Source organism: Nocardioides sp. P4_G10 (assembly GCF_056401175.1).
This window is the reverse complement of the sequence record NZ_JBFUJV010000031.1, coordinates 1-17,572: the sequence shown is the minus strand read 5'-3', so window position 1 is coordinate 17,572 and position 17,572 is coordinate 1. Positions and strand designations below refer to the sequence as shown.

Sequence of the window (17,572 nt, the reverse complement as noted above, 5' to 3'; positions counted from 1 at the left end):
CATGTCCGTCACCGAGCCACTCATCGACGTGCGCGACCTCGAGCGCACCTTCGACGTACGCCGCCGGGTCGAGGGGCGCCGCCGCCGGGTGCGCGACTCCGTGCTGGCCGTGCACGACCTGACGTTCTCCGTCGATGCCGGCGAGATGGTCGGCTACATCGGGCCGAACGGTGCCGGGAAGTCGACCACGATCAAGATGCTGACCGGGATCCTCGTGCCGACAGGTGGGCAGGTGCGGGTGGCCGGTCTGGACCCGAGCCGCGACCGCGTCGAGCTCGCGCGTCGCATCGGGGTGGTCTTCGGCCAGCGGTCCACGCTGTGGTGGGACCTCCCGCTGCGCGACTCGTTCGCCCTGCTCCAAAAGATGTACCGCATCCCGCCGGCGCGCTACCGCGACAACCTCGACCGGTTCGTCGACCTGCTCGACCTCGGCGGCCAGCTCGACACCCCCGTGCGCCAGCTCAGCCTCGGCCAGCGGATGCGCGGCGACATCACCGCGGCGCTGCTGCACGATCCCGAGGTGCTCTACCTCGACGAGCCGACGATCGGCCTGGACGTGGTGAGCAAGGGTCGCCTGCGCGAGTTCCTCCGGGCGCTCAACGACGAGCGCGGCACCACCCTCGTCCTCACCACCCACGACCTGCAGGACATCGAGGCGCTGTGCGACCGGGTGATCGTGATCGACCACGGCACGTCGGTCTTCGACGGCCCGCTGGCCGGGCTGCACGAGCAGGGCGGCTCGACCCGCACCCTGGTGGTGGACCTGGTGGACGAGGCACCGCCCATCGAGGTGCCCGGTGCGGTGGTGCGCCGGGTCGAGGGACCGCGGCAGTGGCTGTCGTTCCCGACCGAGGCGAGCGCCGCGCCGGTCGTGGCGGCCGTCGCAGCGTCGTACGACGTCGCGGACCTGTCCATCCAGGAGCCCGACATCGAGGACGTCATCCGCGAGCTCTACTCGCGGGGCGCCTGAGCCTCAGACACCGAGGCTGCGGGCCCGCTCCGAGTCCAGCTCGGGCGACGTGAGCGGCTGCCGCTCGAGCACGAGCAGGGCACGGTCGTCGTCCCCGCGAGGCACCTTCTTGAGCACGCGCTTCGGCATGCCGGTGAAGCCGCGGGTCTCGACGGCCTGGAGGGCGGCGTGCCGCAGCCAGTCGATGCCCGCGTCGAGGTCGCGGTCCGCGGACTCGATGACACCGTCGGTGTAGAACATCAGCGCCTCACCGGGGCGCAGCCGTCCGCGGCTCGGGGTGAACTCGGCGTCGTCGATCACGCCGAGCGCCATGCCCCGCGCGTTGTCGATGGACCATCCGCGCTGGGCCAGGTGCCAGTGCAGCGCCGGCGGGTGCCCGGCGCTGGTGATCGTGTAGTCGCCGGTGACCAGGTCGATCTTGAGGTGCACCGCCGTCGCCAGCGACTCGTCGGACTCCTGGCGCAGCAGGAAGTGGTTGGCCGCCGCCATCAGCTCGGCCGGAGGCAGGGCGCCGATCAGGCCGCCGAGCGCCCCGGCGAACTGCAACGCCTGCGGGCCGACGGAGGTGCCCTTGCCGCACACGTCGACGAGCGCCATCTCCAGCCACCGCCCCTCGCGCAGGTCGGCGACGAGGAAGTCGCCGGCGTAGCTGGGGCCGTTGGCCGTGATCGTCGCTGACTCGGAGCGCCAGCCGTTGGGCAGCGGCGGGACCACGCCCTGGCGCTGCAGCCGGTCACGGAGCTGGGTCAGCACCGCCTCGCTCAGCGCCATCGGCAGGCCGGACCGCTGGCGGCTCGACTGGTAGATCGCGAGCAGCACGCCGACGGCGAGGGTGGTCAGTGCCGCCTCGCGGCTCGGGGTGGTGAAGCCGGTCTGGACCGACGTCCAGAAGGCGGCGGCCCCCAGCACCACGGTCAGCATGAGCAGCGGCACGAACCGCAGCAGCATGAGGCCGAGCATGAGGACGAGGAACCACAGCGACACCGGGACGACGACCTGGGCCAGCTCGCCGATGCCCACCGCCGCGCCGACGAGGGCGACGAAGACCAGCAGGAGGAACGACTGGCTGCCGCGCGAACCGGTGCGCCAGCCCTCGACGCGCTGCTGGACGTACGACGTGATGCCGCGAAGCACAGACCCCACGGCACTCGACACGGCCAAATGTTAGGGCTCGACAGACCTTCGCCGAGGTGGAACCGGGAAAGTCAGCGACGGTGGATAGGCTCGTCACATGCCTCTGGTCCCGCTGCAGGCCGACATCCTCGGACCTGACTTCCGGGTGGAGACGATCTCCCTCCCGCCCGACCCCGAGGGCCCCGTCGTCGCGACGCTCGTGACGCTGGCCCCCGAGCGCCCCAACGGGCGTGCCGTGCTGCACGTGCACGGGTTCGCCGACTACTTCTTCCACACCGAGTACGCCCGGTGGTGGGCCGACCGGGGCTACGCGTTCTACGCCCTCGACCTCCGCAAGTACGGCCGGTCGCTGCGCGAGCACCAGACGCCGCACTACGTCGCCGACCTGGGCGAGTACTTCGCGGAGATCGACCTGGCGTGGTGGCGGATCACCCAGCGCGACGGGCACCGCGACGTCATCGCCTCTGGCCACTCGACCGGCGGCCTGACGGTCCCGCTGTGGGCGAAGGAGCGGCGACCGTCCCAGCTTACGGCGATGGTGCTCAACTCCCCCTGGTTCGACATGCAGGGTGCCGCGTGGCTGCGCAGCCCCGCGACGCGGCTGGCGATCGAGCGGCTCGGCACCAGCCGGCCGATGCAGGAGATCCCACGCCGGATCAGCAACGTCTACGGCCGCTCGCTGCACCACGAGCACGCCGGCGAGTGGGACTACGACCTCGCCTGGAAGCCGCTGGACTCCCGTCCGATCTACGTCGGGTGGCTGCGCGCCGTACGACGTGGCCACGCGCTGCTGCACGCGGGGCTCCACATCGACTCCCCCACCCTCGTGCTGTCCTCCGCGCGGTCGTGGTTCGGCGAGCAGACCGAGGAGACCGCCGCGACGCACGACATCGTGCTCGACGTCGAGCAGATCCGCCGCTGGGCATCGTCGGTCGGCACCCACGTCACGTCGGTCGCCGTCGAGGGCGCGATCCACGACGTCGTCCTCTCCCGACCCGCCGTGCGCGCCCAGGCGTACGACGTCCTCGGCACGTGGCTCGAGGCGTGGGTGGAGAAGGCATCGGAGCGGGCGACGGGCCGTCACCGCGACCAGGGCCGGTCGTGACCCAGCAGCCCGAGCGCTTGCCCGGTGAGCCCAACCCGGTCCCCGACGCCGACGCACCGATGCGGGCGATCCGCGACAGTCAGGCGCTGGGACGGGAGTCGCTGGCGATGGGCGCCGGCGCCGCCGGCGGAGGCCTTGCTGAAGGCGGCCTCGCCCGGGGCATCATGCAGCTCGTGCGTCGGTGGAAGCGACGGGCCAGCGGCGGCTCCTGGAACGCATAGCGCCTCTGGTCATGAGCCGTCGCCACGCATCGGGCCGTGACGGGACTTCGTCTCTGTACGAGCGAAGTGGAAGTCAGTGCTCGTGCCGCCGGTGGTTGAGGCGGAGGGACTCCCTTGGCGCCTGAGCGCCAGGTCGTCTCACTCACACGGTCAGGTGAGCAGCACGACGAGCGCGACGACCCCGACCGTGGCGATGACGGCGCGGAGCAGGACGGGTGGCAGGCGCCGCCCGACGGTGGCACCGATCTGACCGCCGATGACCGAGCCGACCGCGATCAGGCCGGCGACGGTCCAGTCGATGTCGGCGACGGCGATGAAGACCAGCGCGGCGACGGCGTTGACGATGAGGGCGAGGACGTTCTTGGTGGCGGTGTGCCGCTGCATCGAGTCGGCGACCCCGATGCCGAGGATCGCCATCAGCAGCACGCCCTGGGCGGCGCCGAAGTAGCCGCCGTAGACGCCAGCGGCTGCGACCGCCGGCCACACCCACCACACGCCGTGGTCGGGGATGCCGCCCCGCGACTCGGCGCGAGCCGCGACGGAGCGCTGGATCCGCGGGCCGAGGAGGACCAGCACCACGCCGAGTGCGATGAGCGCGGGGACGATCGCGTCGAACGCGGACGACGGCAGCCAGAGCAGCAGAAGTGCGCCGGCGACGCCGCCGACCAGCGACGCCGCCCCCAGCCGGAGCACGCGGGCCCTCTGCCCGGCGAGCTCGCGGCGGTAGCCGAAGACGCCGGACATGCTGCCCGGGACGAGCCCGACGGTGTTGCTGACGTTGGCGGTCACCGGGGGTACGCCGAACGCGAGGAGGGTCGGGAACGTGATCAACGTCCCCGACCCCACCACGGTGTTGATGGTGCCGGCCGCCACTCCTGCGAGGGCGATCAGCACCGCTTCGGTCGGACTCACTGGCCGGCGGGTGCTCCCGGCTCAGCGGGGTCGGCGCCCGGGGCGGTCGCGCCCGGAGCGGTCGACCGTGCGGCGCGGCCCGGGTTGGCGGCACTCTCGGCAGCGGCGATCGCCTCCTGCACGGCCTCGTTGGTCCTCCGCATCTCCAGGTCGGCCGACGAGCCCGGCAGCTGGGGCTCGGCCGGGCCCATGTCCACCCGCGTGCGCGGCGTGGCGTCCTTCGGGATCCCGGCGATCTCGTGGATCGACGAGCCGAGGCCCTCCATCGCCTTGGTGATCTCGGAGGGGATGACCCACACCTTGTTGGCGCTGCCCTCGGCGATCTTCGGCATCATCTGGAGGTACTGGTAGGCCAGCAGCGACTGGTCGGGCTGGCCGTCGTGGATGGCCTGGAACACCGTCTGGATGGCCTGTCCCTCACCCTGGGCACGCAGGATCTGCGCCTCGCGGTCGGCCTGGGCACGCAGGATCAGCGATTCGCGGTCACCCTCGGCGTTGAGGATCGCCGACTGCTTGTTTCCCTCCGCGGTGAGGATCGCCGACTGGCGCTGGCCCTCGGCCGTGAGGATGAGGGCTCGCTTGTCACGATCCGCGCGCATCTGCTTCTCCATCGCGTCCTTGATGGACGGCGGCGGGTCGATGCCCTTGATCTCCACGCGGTTCACCCGGATGCCCCACTTGCCCGTGGCCTCGTCGAGCACGCCACGCAGGCCGGTGTTGATCTCGTCACGCGAGGTCAGCGTCTGCTCGAGGTCCATGCCACCCACGATGTTGCGCAGGGTGGTCATGGTGAGCTGCTCGACAGCCTGGATGTAGTTCGCGATCTCGTAGGTCGCGGTCACCGGGTCGGTCACCTGGAAGTAGATGACGGTGTCGATCGACACCACCAGGTTGTCCTCCGTGATCACCGGCTGCGGCGGGAAGCTCACGACCTGCTCGCGCAGGTCGATGAGGTAGCGCAACCTGTCGATGAACGGTATGACGATGTTGAGTCCTGCCGGCAGCGTCCCCTTGTACTTGCCGAAGCGCTCGACGATGCCCGCGCGTGCCTGGGGCACGATGCGGACCGTCTTGGCGAGCATGACGACGACGAACAGGACGACGAGCAGGAGCAGGACCAGTAGAGCAGTCCCCATGGGTTCCCCCGATCTTGTGTGGTGCAGTGGCTGGCGGTGAGCGGTCGTGAGGCGGCGCAGGACGCCGGGTCAGGGCTCGAGCGTGCCCACCGGGTGGACGTAGGCGGTCGCGCCCTTGATCTGGAAGATCTCGACGGTCGCGCCCGGCTCGATCGTCAGGTGCTCGTCGTAGGGCAGTGCCGACCAGATCTCCCCCGCGGCCTTGATCCGGCCCGGCGCCAGGCCGGTGATCTCCTGGGTGACGAGCGCGCGGGTGCCGACCAGCTTGCCGTGGCCGAGCGAGAGCTCGGGGCCGCTGTGGAGCCGCTTGACGAAGGCCGGACGGACGAAGGCCAGCATGGCGATCGACGCGGCCAGTGCGGCGAGGATCTGCACGACGACCGGCAGGCCGATGATGGCGGCGACCATCCCGATCACCGCTCCCGCGGCGAGCATCGCGAGGATCAGGTCGAGGCTGAACATCTCCGCCACGCCGAGCACGATCGAGAGACCGAGCCAGGTCTCCCAGAGGTGGTCGCGGATCCAGTCCATGGTCCGACCCTATCCAGTGGGGCGTGAGGTCAGGCGGGAGCGACGCGCTCGGCGGGGCGTCGGCGCGCCGCGAACCGGTCGTCCGAGCGGCTCAGCAGCAGCGGCATCGCGAAGGTCTCCGACAGCGACTCGGCGGTGACGACGTCCTCGACCGGCCCGGAGTCCACGACCCGGCCCTCGCGCAGCAGAAGGGCGTGGGTGAAGCCGGGCGGGATCTCCTCGACGTGGTGCGAGACCAGCACGGTCGCCGGAGAGTCGGGGTCGAGGGCCACCTGGGACAGCGTCGCCACCAGGTCCTCGCGCCCGCCGAGGTCGAGGCCGGCGGCCGGCTCGTCGAGCAGCAGCAGCTCGGGGTCGGTCATGAGCGCCCGGGCGACCTGCACCCGCTTGCGCTCGCCCTCGCTCAGGGTGCCGAAGGTGCGCTCGGCCAGGTGCTCGACCCCGACCTCCGCGAGCAGGGCGGCGGCCCGGTCGTGGTCGAGGTCGGCGTACTCCTCGCGCCAGCGGCCCAGGACGCCGTAGGACGCGGAGACGACGACGTCCTTGACCAGCTCGGAGCGCGGGATCCGGTCGGCGAGCGCGGCGCTGGTGAGGCCGATGCGCGGGCGCAGCTCGAAGACATCGGTCGTGCCGAGGACCTCGTCGAGGATCCCGGCCACCCCCGAGGTCGGGTGCATCTGCGCGGCGGCGACCTGGAGCAGCGTCGTCTTGCCGGCGCCGTTGGGCCCGAGGACCACCCAGCGCTCGTCCTCCTCGACCAGCCAGCTGACGTCGTCGAGCAGCAGCGACTGGCCCCGGCGCACCGTGACCCCTGCGAACTCGATGACGGCGACCATGCGCGTCACCCTATCCAGCACCGACCACGCCTCGGCCCCGGACACGACGGTGCAGGACGGCGAGTAGCCTCGCCCGCGATGTCGCGCACCCACCTGGCCCTCCCCCACTCGGCGAACCTCGCCTGGTGGCTGACCGCGTGGCTGCGCGGACACGAGCAGACCGACCACGTGCTCGACGCGCTGGCCGACGACACCCACCTGCTGGCGGGCGGCTCGACGCTCGACCTGCTGGTGCGCGCGCGGGGCACCGGTGCGACGTACGCCGGACTGGCACTGCCAGTCGACGGCGACCCGCTGGGCCTGGGCGGCCCGCGCGACTTCAACGGCGCCGCGCTCGAGGCCGGACAGGCAGTCGTGGTGGGCGACCTGGGCCTGGTGCCCGAGGAACAGGGCGAGACCGTGCAGTGGCAGCCCCTGGAGGCGTCACGCCGGCAGCTGCCGGACGTCGGCGAGGCCGACCGCACCCTGCGCGGCGCGCTCGTCGACGCGGCGGGTGACCTGGCCGACCTCGACGTGGCGAGGTGGCGGCCCGAGGCAGCCGACGCCCTGATGAACCTGCACCACCGCCCCTCCCTCGACGCCCCGCTCGGCACCCCGCCGCGGTGCGTCGACCTCGCCGCGCGCGGCCTGCAGGCGTGGGCGATCGTCGACCTGGCCCTCGTCGACGACGGCGGCGCGCTGTCGTCGTACGAGGTGGACCGGCGTCGCGACCTCCTGCAGCCGCTCGGCCGCGCTGCCCGGCGTGCGATCGTGGCCGCCTGCTCGCCCGAGGTGTGGCCCGACCGCTGAGTGGTCCTCGGGCGGCTAGGTCGTCGCCCAGACGCCCAGCACGTTGCCGCTCGGGTCGCTGAACTCGAACCGGCGCCCGCCGGGGAACTCGGAGGGGCCGGTCGTGACGGCGCCGCCGGCCGCTCCGACCGCGAGCACCGTGGCGTCGAGGTCGTCGGAGAACAGCAGGACGAGGGGACCGCCCGGGCCTGGAGTCCCGGTGCCGTTGAGACCGCCCACCTCACCGTCGCCGGACGCGGCCCGGATGCCGGAGTAGGTGGGACCGTAGTCGTTGAACGCCCAGCCGAACGCCTGCGCGTAGAACTCGCGCGCCGCGGCCATGTCGGAGACGTTGATCTCGATGTAGTCGATGGTGTGGTGGGTTCGGCTCATGCCCCGACGCTAGGACCAGCCACCGACAACGTCAGCCGCCGTACTGGCCGCTGCCGTAGGCCGGGGGCGGCGGGTAGTCGCCGGGGTGGCCGGTCGGTCCCGTCTTGGGGTCGGGCCCGTACTGGTTGTCGGCCTTGGAGTCGGTGCAGAACCACACGAGGAGCAGGATCCAGCCGATGATCGGGATGAGGCCGATGAGGATCCACCAGCCGCTGCGGTCGGTGTCGTGCAGCCGGCGCACGGCCACGGCGAGGCTGGGCAGGAAGAACGCCAGGCCGACCACGGTCTGGATCAGGCCACCGCTGGTGGCCCCGTCGTAGTCGGTGCCGATCACGGCGTCGACGATGCTGGCCGCGAGGCTGACCAGGAACGAGAACAGCGCGAAGTACCAGTACTCGGAGCGCCGCGCGCGGCCCGAGAAGTCGACGTACTTGGACAAGCACGTGCGCACTGCCGTCATGAAGTCCATGGAAACCCCCGGTTGTCCAGCGGCGCCGAGGCCGGGACCGCCTGCAACAACAACGTAGGGGACCGGGCCGCTGCCCGCCAGCACCACGTCGAGGCACTGCCCGATGCGCGGACCCGGCAGCGGTCCGCGCCGCACCGCGACTAGCCTTCGACGCACGATGGAAGACGAGCCGAAGACTCTCCTGGTCACCCTCACGGGCAAGGACCGGCCTGGCGTCACCTCAGCGATCTTCGCCGCGCTCGCCGCAGCCGGCGTCGAGGTCGTCGACATCGAGCAGATCGTGCTCCGACGTCGGCTCGTGCTGGGCATCCTGGTCACCGCGCCGCGGGACTGGAAGAAGCTGCGCGACACCATCGAGCGCACCGCCGCCGACCTCGACATGAGCGTCGAGGTGGACCGCGGTGCGGGCGACAACCGCAGCCGGCGCGGCGAGCGATCGCACATCACGATCATCGGCAACCCGCTCAAGGCCTCGGCGATGTCCGCGATCGCGGGCCGGATCGCCGACTCGGGCGCCAACATCGACAAGATCGAGCGGATGGCGCGCTATCCCGTCACCGCCATCGAGCTGCACGTCTCCGGCGCGCCGGCCGAGACCCTGCGCCCGCTCCTCTCGGTCGAGGCCGTCAAGCAGGGCATCGACCTGGCCGTGCAGCGCGACTCCCTCCACCGCCGCGGCATCCGGCTCATCGTGATGGACGTCGACTCCACCCTCATCCAGGGCGAGGTCATCGAGATGCTCGCCGCCCACGCCGGCCAGGAGGTCGAGGTCGCCCGCGTGACCGAGGCCGCGATGCGCGGCGAGCTCGACTTCGAGGCATCCCTGCGTGAGCGGGTCGCGCTGCTCGCGGGCGTCCCGGAGTCCGCCCTCGACGAGGTCTACCAGTCGATCGTGCTCGCGCCCGGCGCCCGCACGATGGTGCGCACGCTGCGCCGCCTCGGCTACCGCTTCGCGATCGTCTCCGGTGGCTTCACCCAGATCACCGACCGCCTCGCCGCCGACCTCGGCATCCACTTCGCGCGCGCCAACGAGCTCGAGGTCGTCGACGGCCGCCTCACCGGTCGCATCGTCGGCGACGTCGTCGACCGGGCGGGCAAGGCAGCCGCGCTGCGCGAGTTCGCCGGCGAGGTCGGCGTACCCCTCGACGCGGTGATCGCCATAGGTGACGGCGCCAACGACCTCGACATGCTCAACGCCGCCGGGCTCGGCATCGCCTACAACGCCAAGCCGATGGTCCGCGACGCCGCCGACACGGCGGTCAACGTCCCCTACCTCGACGCGATCCTCTACCTGCTCGGCATCTCGCGGGAGCAGATCGAGGAGGCCGACGCGGCGGTGGGCATCACGACACCCGCGCCGCCGCTCATCGGCTGACGTCGGGGCGTACGCCGACCGCGACGCACCCACCGACCTCGGTGTCGGTCTCGACCCGCGTCGCGAGCCCCGCCGCCTCCATCGCGCCGGTCGTGAGTCCCGCCTGTCCGGGGCTGGTCTCGACGAGCAGCACTCCCCCGGGCGCCAGCCAGCTGGCGGCGTCGGCCGCGAGCCGACGGTGCAGGTCGACGCCGTCGGCGCCACCGTCGAGCGCCACCCGCGGCTCGTGGTCGCGAGCCTCCGGCGGCATGTCGGCCACCCGGTCGCTGGGGACGTAGGGCGCGTTGGCGGCCAGCACGTCGACGCGGCCGAGGAGGCCGGTCGGCAGCGCGTCGTACAGGTCGCCGAGGTGGAGCGACGCAGACGGCGCGTTGGCCCTGGCGCACCCGAGGGCCGTCGCGCTCACGTCGGACGCGTGCACCTCGGCGTGCGCGTCCTCGAGGCTCGCGGCCACGGGCGCCACGCCGCAGCACATCTCGACCACGACGGGTCGTCCGCGGCCCACCGGGACTGCGCGGGTGTGCTCGAGGGCCGTCCTCGCCAGGAGCTCGGTGCGGCGCCGGGGCACGAAGACGCCGGGGCCTACCACCAGCCGGCGGCCCAGGAACTCCGCCCAGCCGAGCACCGTCTCCAGGGGCTCGCCCGCGACCCGACGTACGACGAGGCTCTCGAGCTCGTCGGGCGACGCCGCAGCCGCGGCGAGCAGCGCAGCCTCGTCCTCGGCCCACACGCAGCCGGCGGCGCGGAGCCGCGCTACGACGTGAGGATCGCTCACGCAGCCCCGACGTGGAAGGCGGCGAGCCGCGCCGTGCCGGGACCGAGGTCGGCCCACTCGCCCTCGACGGTGAAGACCGCGACGGCCGAGGTCGGGAAGCCACGCGTCAGCATGGCGGTCGTCGCCTCGCTGTCGCCCTCACCGTCGTCGACGAGCTCGGCCAGCGATCCCATCGTCGGGTTGTGGCCGATGACGACCAGGGTCCGTACGTCGCCACCGACCTCGCGCAGCAGGTCGAAGGCCGAGTCGGTGCCGGCGGCGTAGAGGGCCTCGGAGAAGACGACGATGCCCTCGTCCCAGCCGGCGCCGGCCGCGACCTGCTGCCACGTCTGCTGCGTGCGGAGCGCGTCGGAGACCAGCGCGGCATCGGGCTCGACACCGTGGTCGCGCATCCAGCGGCCGACCGCCTCCGCGTCGCCCAACCCACGCTCGGCCAGCGCACGCACGTGATCGGTGCTCGCACTGTGCTCGGCCTTGGCGTGACGCATGACGACCAGTCGGCGCGAACCCGCGTCCGACGCCTTCCCCACATACTCCTGCATTCCCTCACCCTTCCAGCCGCTAGCCTGCGTGTCATGCCCAGGGGACCACTCATGATCATCGGGGGCGCCGAGGACAAGGTGCGCAAGCCCACCATCCTCAAGCACTTCGTCACGCTGAGCGGCGGCAAGGACGCCCGCATCGCCGTCATCCCGACCGCCTCCTCGCTGGGACGCGAGGTGGTGGACGTCTACGACGCGCTCTTCACGAAGTTCGGCGCGGCCAGCGTGGACGCCGTACGCCCGGAGTCCCGCGACCAGGCCCACGACCCGGTGCTGGCCAAGGCGCTCGACGAGGCCACCGGGATCTTCATGACCGGCGGCAACCAGCTCAAGCTGTCGTCCATCGTGTGCGGCACGCCGGTCGGTGACGCGATCCTGCGGGCCCACGAGCGCGGTGCGGTCGTCGCGGGCACGTCGGCAGGCGCGAGCATCCAGTCGTCGCACATGGTCGCCTTCGGCGTCGGCGGGGCCACGCCCAAGCAGCGGATGACGCAGGTGGCGGCGGGCCTCGGCCTCGTCGACATGGCCGTCATCGACCAGCACTTCGACCAGCGCAACCGCTACGGCCGGCTGCTGATGATCGTGGCCCAGAGCCCCCAGCTGCTCGGCATCGGCGTCGACGAGGACACCTGCGGCCTGGTCGAGGACGTCGAGGGCGACACGGTCATGCGGGTGCTGGGCAAGGGCGCGGTGACCATCTTCGACGGGTCGCGCATGGTCTCCAACGCCTACGAGGCCACCCGGTCCTCGCCTCTGCTGGCCAGCGGGGTCGTGTTCCACACCCTGCCGGCCGGCACCGTCTTCAACCTGACCACCCGCGAGCTCGTGCCGCAGGAGCCGTCCATCCAGCCCGAGGACGCAGAAGAGCTCGCCGAGGCCGGACGCGACCTGCGCCAGCTGGTCCGCGACATCGCCGCTGCCGACGCGACCCCCGCCGCGATCCGCCGACGCCTCAAGCTGCGCCGCGGCCCGGCCCCCCAGACCCCCGCGCCCGACCAAGGAGAAGATGCATGAGCGAGCGAAGCGAGCGAGTCAGTCAGCACAGTGCGATTGGTGCCTCATGCGCGCACGGAGCGAAGCGAGTACGTGCATGAGTGAACGACCCACGCCGGACCTGGAGATCGTCGAGACCCGCGTCTACCGCGGCGCCAACGTCTGGTCCTACGACAAGTCGATCCACCTCGTGGTCGACCTGGGCTCGCTCGAGCAGTTCCCCACCAACACCATCCCCGGGTTCACCGACGACCTGGTCGCGATGCTGCCCGGCCTCCGCGAGCACTCGTGCTCGCGCGGCCGCCGCGGCGGCTTCCTCGAGCGCCTCAACGAGGGCACCTGGCTGGGCCACGTCGCCGAGCACGTCGCCCTGGCCCTCCAGCAGCTCGTCGGCCACGACATCCGCCGCGGCAAGACCCGGCAGGTCAAGGGGCAGCCGGGTCGCTACAACATCATCTACGGCTACATCGACGAGAACGTCGGCCTCACCGCCGGGCGTCTCGCCGTCCGACTGGTCAACCACCTCGTCGAGGGCGACCCCGACTTCGACTGGGAGACCGAGCGCGACGACTTCATCCGTCGTGCCGAGCGCACCGCGTTCGGCCCGTCGACGCAGGCGATCGTCGACGAGGCGGTGTCCCGCGACATCCCGTGGATCCGGCTCAACCAGTACTCCCTCGTCCAGCTCGGCCAGGGTGTCCACGCCAAGCGGATCCGCGCCACCATGACCTCGGAGACGTCGTCGATCGCCGTCGACATCGCCTCCGACAAGGACCTGACGACCAAGCTGCTCGGCGCCGCCGGCCTGCCGGTGCCCAAGCAGGAGTCGGTGCGCAGCGAGGAGGGCGCGGTGGCCGCGGCCCGACGCATCGGCTACCCGGTCGTGCTCAAGCCGCTCGACGGCAACCACGGCCGCGGGGTGTGCCTCGACCTGCAGGACGAGGCCGACGTACGCGCCGCGTTCCCGATCGCCGAGGGCCAGTCACGCCGTGGCAACGTCATCGTCGAGTCGTTCGTGACCGGCAAGGACTACCGCTGCCTGATCATCGACGGCCGGATGGTCGCGATCGCCGAGCGCGTGCCCGCGTCCGTGACCGGCGACGGCACGTCGACCGTGCAGGCGCTGGTCGACCTGACCAACGCCGACCCGCGCCGCGGGGTGGGYCACGAGAAGGTCCTCACCCGCATCAAGATCGACGACGCCGCCATCGAGGTGCTGGCCGACCAGGGCCACTCGCTGGACTCGGTGCCGGCCGAGGGCGAGATGGTCAAGCTCGCCCTCACCGGCAACATGTCCACCGGTGGCATCTCGATCGACCGCACCTTCGAGGCGCACCCGGAGAACGTCGAGATCGCGGAGGAGGCCGCCCGGATGGTCGGCCTCGACATCGCGGGCATCGACTTCATCTGCCCCGACATCACCGAGCCGGTCCGCGAGGCGGGCGGCGCGATCTGCGAGGTCAACGCGGCCCCGGGCTTCCGGATGCACACCCACCCGACGATCGGTGAGCCGCAGTTCATCGCCAAGCCGGTGGTCGACATGCTGTTCCCGCCGGGTGCCACCTCGCGCATCCCGATCGTGGCCGTCACCGGCACCAACGGCAAGACGACCACGAGCCGGATGATCGCCCACATCTTCAAGGGCCTCGGACGCAAGGTCGGCATGACCTCCACCGACGGCGTCGTGATCGACGAACGGCTGGTGATCCGTGCCGACGCCTCCGGCCCGCGGTCGGCACGGATGGTGCTGCAGAACCCGCGCGTCGACTTCGCCGTGTTCGAGGTCGCCCGTGGCGGCATCCTGCGCGAGGGACTCGGCTACGAGCGCAACGACGTCGCCGTGGTGCTCAACGTCCAGCCCGACCACCTCGGCCTGCGCGGCATCGACACCGTCGAGCAGCTCGCCGACGTGAAGGCGGTCATCGTCGAGGCGGTGCCGCGCGACGGCCACGCCGTGCTCAACGCCGACGACCCGCTGGTGCGCGAGATGCGGCGCAAGTGCTCGGGGCAGGTCGTCTGGTTCTCGATGGAGGAGCCCGGCAGCGAGGTGCGCGACATGATCGACGCCCACTGCCGCCGTGGAGGCAAGGCCATCGTGCTCAACCCCACGGAGCGTGGCGAGATGATGGTGGTCCAGCACGGCCGGCGCGAGATGCAGCTGGCGTGGACCCACCTGCTCCCCGCGACCTTCAACGGCCGCGCGCGGATGAACGTCCAGAACTCGCTCGCGGCTGCGGCGGCCGCCTTCGCCGCCGGGGCCCCGCTGCACGACATCCGCCAGGGCCTGCGGACCTTCTCGACCAACTACTACCTCTCCCCCGGCCGACTCAACGAGGTCGACGTCAACGGCGTCAACGTCATCGTCGACTACTGCCACAACGCTCCCGGCATGAAGATGCTCGGCGACTTCGTGGACCGCGTCGGTGACTCGCTCGAGTCGTCGCACGACCTGGCCCGACCGTCGCGCATCGGCATCATCGCCACCGCGGGTGACCGGCGTGACCAGGACATGGTCGAGCTCGGCCACATCGCCGCCCAGCACTTCGACGTGTGCATCGTGCGCGAGGACGTGGCGCTCCGCGGCCGCGAGCGCGGGGCGACCGCCCAGCTCGTCCTGGACGGCGTACGCGCCGCGATGGATGAGGGCGCGCGTTGCAAGCAGGCCGAGCTCGTGCTCGAGGAGATCGAGGCCGTGCGCCACGCGATGAGCCGCGCCAACCGCGGCGACCTCGTCGTGGTGTGCGTCGACAAGCACGCCGAGGTGATGGCCGAGCTGGAGAACTGGTCCGACGTGGCCCAGGCCGGCTCGACCACCAACCCCGACGCGCCCTCCGCCGACCCCGACTACACGCCTCCGGCCGACCAGGTGGCGGGCGGCGCGTGAGGATCCTCGACCTGACGGACCTCCCGCACCGTCCGATCGAGGCGCACGGCAGCCGCGGCTTCTCCGTCGGCGCCTTCGGCCTGAGCGCCGACGCCCACCTCGTGTCGGTCGCGCTCGCACCCGGCGGCGTCATCGGGCGGCACCCGGCCGTCGGCCGCCAGCTGCTCGTCGTGCTCGTGGGCGAGGCCGAGGTGGCGGGCGCGGAGGGCGTCGTGCATCGGCTCGGCGCCGGCCAGGCAGCCGTCTGGGAACCCGGAGAGCTGCACGAGACCCGGTCGGCGGGCGGCGTGTCGGCGCTGATCGTCGAGGGCGACCTCGACATCGGTGCGCCCGGCGAGCAGGTGGACCCGGGCGACACCTGACCTCGGCTGCCGACTACTCCCCGCGCGACGGGGCGCGCCAGACGACGATCTCGTAGATCGCGGGACCGTCGTCGCTGCGCTCGAAGGCGACGCCGACGTCCGAGGCGACGCGCTGGAGGCCGTACGACGCCGCGCGGCGCTCGACCTCGTCGCTCGGGTGGCGCCGGACCTGGTGGTGGCCGCCCACCACGCTGACCGGGGTGGCCTGCACGGACCCGTCGTCCAGCAGCGGCTCGTGGCTCACGACCAGGTGGGCGCCGGGCGCCAGTCGCGCGGCGGACTGCCGCAGGACCTCGAACAGGTCGGGCAGCAGCTCGAGGAAGCCGATCGCCGTGACGAGGTCCCACGCGCCGTCGCAGGCGCGGAGGAACGACTCGGCGTCCGCAGCCACCACCTCGGCGTCCGGCACCTTGCCACGGGCCAGCGCCAGCATCCGGGGCGAGGGGTCGACGAGCGTCAGGGCGGCAGCGGGGAACAGCTCGCGCAGCACCACCGCCGTCTGCCCGGTCCCGGCGCCCAGGTCCAGGACCCGCGCCGGCGCCAGGCCGAGCGGGACGAGCAGGTCCCGGGCCCGTTGGTTGGCCGACCAGCCGTTCCCAGTGGTCATCTCGTCGTACGTCGGTGCGAGGGCGTCGTACACCTGCGCCCAGCCGTCGGTCACCCCTGCGCCGCCCGCACCTTCTGCGAGAGGACCTCGGGGCTGTCGGGCGTGCCTCCGTGCTCGGCGATCCAGTCGTACGCCTCCTGCCGCTCGGCGTGGCACATGAGGCCGACGACGTCGCCGGGCTCGGCGCGCTCGACCAGCGCGGCGAGGCAGGCGACCTCGGTGGTGTAGGTGTCGATGTCGGTGACGCCCACCCGAGCAGCGCCGGCGCGGAGCAGTGCGTCGATCTCGTCCATGGTGCGGCCGCGGAGGTACCACTCCTTGTGGCCGATCGCCACGACGTCGCTGCCCTTGGCGCCGATCTCACCGAGCGCGTCGATCAGCTCGTCGGTGCGGTCACCGACGGCGCCGAGGCCGAGCAGCAGGCGGGCACCGGGACGTCGTACGCCCGACATGATCTCCAGCAGCGCCTCGAGGCCGGCCTCGTTGTGCGCGAGGTCCATGACGACCGACACGCTCTGGCCGTCGCCGGCGGGGAGCGAGAAGAAGTTCATCCGGCCGGGGTTGTGCTCCGCGTCGGGGAGGAACGACGTCAGCCCCCTGACCACGGCGTCGCGCGCGAGACCGATCGCGAGGGCGGCGGACGCAGCAGCGAGGGCGTTCTCGATGTTGAAGCGGGACAGCCCTGCCAACGTCATCGGCACGTCGACGAGCTCGACGAGCGGGTCCGGATCGGCTCCCGGCGCCAGCACGGTGATCCACCCGTCGATCACGGTCGTGGCCCGGCCGCCGTCGGTCAGCACCTCCCGCACCGCCGGCGAGTCGGGGTCGCGGCTGAAGATCCACGGGTGCGCCGAGATCACGCTGCGCATCGCCAGCACCCGGGGGTCGTCGCCGTTGAGCACCGACCAGCCGTCCTTGCGGGTGATCCGCGGCACCACGGACTTCACCTCGGCGAGCTGGTCGACCGTGTCGATGCCCTGGAGGCCGAGGTGGTCGGCGGTCACGTTGGTCACGACCGACACGTCGTTGCGACTGATGCCGATGCCCTTGAGCAGGATGCCGCCGCGGGCGGTCTCGGTCACCGCGAACTGCACGCCGTCGAGCCCGAGCGCCCGGCCGGCGCCGGAGGGCCCGGAGTAGTCGCCCGCCTCGACGAGCACGCCGTCGCGGTAGATGCCGTCGGTGTTGGACCACCCGACGACCAGTCCGCTGGTGCGCGCGATGTGCGCGATCATCCGGCTGGTCGTGGTCTTGCCGTTGGTGCCGGTCACCGCCACCACCGGGATGATCGGCGTGATGGTGCCGGGCCGGTCGCCACGGGGCGCGGCGGCGACCTCGGCCGCGGCGGCGCTGACGGCTTCCTCGACGTCGGGCGTCGGCAGCGCGTCGAGCGCGTGGGCGACGGCCTGGCCGAGCGCCTCCGCCCGGCCGCGGTTGCGCCACGGGAAGGCCACGATGACCACATCGGGATTGCTGGTGGGGCGCACGCGGACGGCGAGGCGACGGGTGCCCGCCTCCGCCGCAATGGCGCGGACCAGCCGCTCGACCGCCCGCAGGGC

At 72.1% G+C, this 17,572-nt stretch carries 19 protein-coding genes; 8 read left to right on the top strand and 11 right to left on the bottom strand.

What is annotated here, in order from left to right:
* Window position 1 precedes the first annotated feature (1 nt).
* Window positions 2–970: an ABC transporter ATP-binding protein gene (locus AC1DP1_RS21690; protein WP_457192197.1), complete on the top strand. Its 969-nt coding sequence runs from the start codon at window positions 2–4 to the stop codon at window positions 968–970.
* A 3-nt stretch (window positions 971–973) separates the two neighbouring features.
* Here AC1DP1_RS21690 and AC1DP1_RS21685 read toward each other — a convergent pair whose 3' ends face one another.
* The gene (locus AC1DP1_RS21685; protein ID WP_477508594.1) at window positions 974–2,125 is read right to left on the bottom strand and encodes a PP2C family protein-serine/threonine phosphatase; all 1,152 of its coding nucleotides are present in this window, start codon (window positions 2,123–2,125) and stop codon (window positions 974–976) included.
* A 76-nt stretch (window positions 2,126–2,201) separates the two neighbouring features.
* On the opposite strand from AC1DP1_RS21685, the gene AC1DP1_RS21680 reads away from it, so the two are divergent.
* Both AC1DP1_RS21680 and AC1DP1_RS21675 read left to right on the top strand, forming a co-directional pair.
* Window positions 2,202–3,209 carry an alpha/beta hydrolase gene (locus AC1DP1_RS21680; protein ID WP_477508593.1) on the top strand — a complete coding sequence of 336 codons (1,008 nt, stop codon included), beginning with the start codon at window positions 2,202–2,204 and terminating at the stop codon, window positions 3,207–3,209.
* Window positions 3,206–3,430 carry a hypothetical protein gene (locus tag AC1DP1_RS21675; protein WP_477508592.1) on the top strand — a complete coding sequence of 75 codons (225 nt, stop codon included), beginning with the start codon at window positions 3,206–3,208 and terminating at the stop codon, window positions 3,428–3,430. The genes AC1DP1_RS21680 and AC1DP1_RS21675 overlap by 4 nt, the downstream gene beginning before the upstream one ends.
* A gap of 150 nt (window positions 3,431–3,580) precedes the next feature.
* Here AC1DP1_RS21675 and AC1DP1_RS21670 read toward each other — a convergent pair whose 3' ends face one another.
* From AC1DP1_RS21670 to AC1DP1_RS21655, 4 genes are all read right to left on the bottom strand, one after another.
* Window positions 3,581–4,342 carry a sulfite exporter TauE/SafE family protein gene (locus AC1DP1_RS21670; protein WP_477508591.1) on the bottom strand — a complete coding sequence of 254 codons (762 nt, stop codon included), beginning with the start codon at window positions 4,340–4,342 and terminating at the stop codon, window positions 3,581–3,583.
* Window positions 4,339–5,478: an SPFH domain-containing protein gene (locus tag AC1DP1_RS21665; RefSeq protein WP_457192211.1), complete on the bottom strand. Its 1,140-nt coding sequence runs from the start codon at window positions 5,476–5,478 to the stop codon at window positions 4,339–4,341. The genes AC1DP1_RS21670 and AC1DP1_RS21665 overlap by 4 nt, the downstream gene beginning before the upstream one ends.
* Window positions 5,479–5,547: 69 nt before the next feature.
* Window positions 5,548–6,009: an NfeD family protein gene (locus tag AC1DP1_RS21660; RefSeq protein WP_477508590.1), complete on the bottom strand. Its 462-nt coding sequence runs from the start codon at window positions 6,007–6,009 to the stop codon at window positions 5,548–5,550.
* 29 nt (window positions 6,010–6,038) lie between these two features.
* Window positions 6,039–6,845 (bottom strand): ABC transporter ATP-binding protein, encoded by an 807-nt coding sequence (locus tag AC1DP1_RS21655; RefSeq protein WP_477508589.1) that lies wholly within the window; start codon window positions 6,843–6,845, stop codon window positions 6,039–6,041.
* A 78-nt stretch (window positions 6,846–6,923) separates the two neighbouring features.
* Here AC1DP1_RS21655 and AC1DP1_RS21650 point away from each other — a divergent pair, with 78 nt between their 5' ends.
* Window positions 6,924–7,634, top strand: a complete 711-nt coding sequence (locus tag AC1DP1_RS21650; RefSeq protein WP_477508588.1) for a hypothetical protein — start codon at window positions 6,924–6,926, stop codon at window positions 7,632–7,634.
* 15 nt (window positions 7,635–7,649) lie between these two features.
* Here AC1DP1_RS21650 and AC1DP1_RS21645 read toward each other — a convergent pair whose 3' ends face one another.
* Window positions 7,650–8,006 (bottom strand): VOC family protein, encoded by a 357-nt coding sequence (locus AC1DP1_RS21645; RefSeq protein ID WP_477508587.1) that lies wholly within the window; start codon window positions 8,004–8,006, stop codon window positions 7,650–7,652.
* A 31-nt stretch (window positions 8,007–8,037) separates the two neighbouring features.
* Window positions 8,038–8,466 (bottom strand): DUF805 domain-containing protein, encoded by a 429-nt coding sequence (locus AC1DP1_RS21640; protein ID WP_477508586.1) that lies wholly within the window; start codon window positions 8,464–8,466, stop codon window positions 8,038–8,040.
* A 166-nt stretch (window positions 8,467–8,632) separates the two neighbouring features.
* On the opposite strand from AC1DP1_RS21640, the gene serB reads away from it, so the two are divergent.
* Complete coding sequence (gene serB, locus AC1DP1_RS21635) at window positions 8,633–9,850, top strand: phosphoserine phosphatase SerB (protein WP_477508585.1); 1,218 nt, start codon at window positions 8,633–8,635, stop codon at window positions 9,848–9,850.
* Here the strand turns inward: serB and AC1DP1_RS21630 are convergent.
* Together AC1DP1_RS21630 and AC1DP1_RS21625 are read right to left on the bottom strand one after the other, a co-directional pair.
* Complete coding sequence (locus AC1DP1_RS21630) at window positions 9,840–10,625, bottom strand: putative protein N(5)-glutamine methyltransferase (RefSeq protein ID WP_477508584.1); 786 nt, start codon at window positions 10,623–10,625, stop codon at window positions 9,840–9,842. The two genes, serB and AC1DP1_RS21630, sit on opposite strands and share 11 nt — an antisense overlap.
* Entirely contained in the window at window positions 10,622–11,167 is a 546-nt protein-coding gene (locus AC1DP1_RS21625; protein ID WP_477508583.1) for a SixA phosphatase family protein, read from the bottom strand. The genes AC1DP1_RS21630 and AC1DP1_RS21625 overlap by 4 nt, the downstream gene beginning before the upstream one ends.
* A 33-nt stretch (window positions 11,168–11,200) precedes the next feature.
* Between AC1DP1_RS21625 and AC1DP1_RS21620 the strand changes: the two genes are divergently transcribed.
* From AC1DP1_RS21620 to AC1DP1_RS21610, 3 genes are all read left to right on the top strand, one after another.
* A complete protein-coding gene (locus AC1DP1_RS21620; RefSeq protein ID WP_477508582.1) occupies window positions 11,201–12,181 on the top strand; it encodes a cyanophycinase in 981 nt (326 codons plus the stop codon).
* A gap of 76 nt (window positions 12,182–12,257) precedes the next feature.
* Complete coding sequence (gene cphA, locus AC1DP1_RS21615) at window positions 12,258–15,044, top strand: cyanophycin synthetase (protein ID WP_477508581.1); 2,787 nt, start codon at window positions 12,258–12,260, stop codon at window positions 15,042–15,044.
* The gene (locus tag AC1DP1_RS21610; protein WP_191197179.1) at window positions 15,041–15,406 is read left to right on the top strand and encodes a cupin domain-containing protein; all 366 of its coding nucleotides are present in this window, start codon (window positions 15,041–15,043) and stop codon (window positions 15,404–15,406) included. Before cphA ends, AC1DP1_RS21610 begins: the two co-directional genes overlap by 4 nt.
* A gap of 13 nt (window positions 15,407–15,419) precedes the next feature.
* Here AC1DP1_RS21610 and AC1DP1_RS21605 read toward each other — a convergent pair whose 3' ends face one another.
* Window positions 15,420–16,067 carry a class I SAM-dependent methyltransferase gene (locus AC1DP1_RS21605; protein WP_477508580.1) on the bottom strand — a complete coding sequence of 216 codons (648 nt, stop codon included), beginning with the start codon at window positions 16,065–16,067 and terminating at the stop codon, window positions 15,420–15,422.
* Window positions 16,064–17,572: Mur ligase family protein (locus tag AC1DP1_RS21600; RefSeq protein WP_477508579.1), on the bottom strand; the 1,509-nt coding region annotated here is incomplete at its 5' end. The genes AC1DP1_RS21605 and AC1DP1_RS21600, both read right to left, overlap by 4 nt.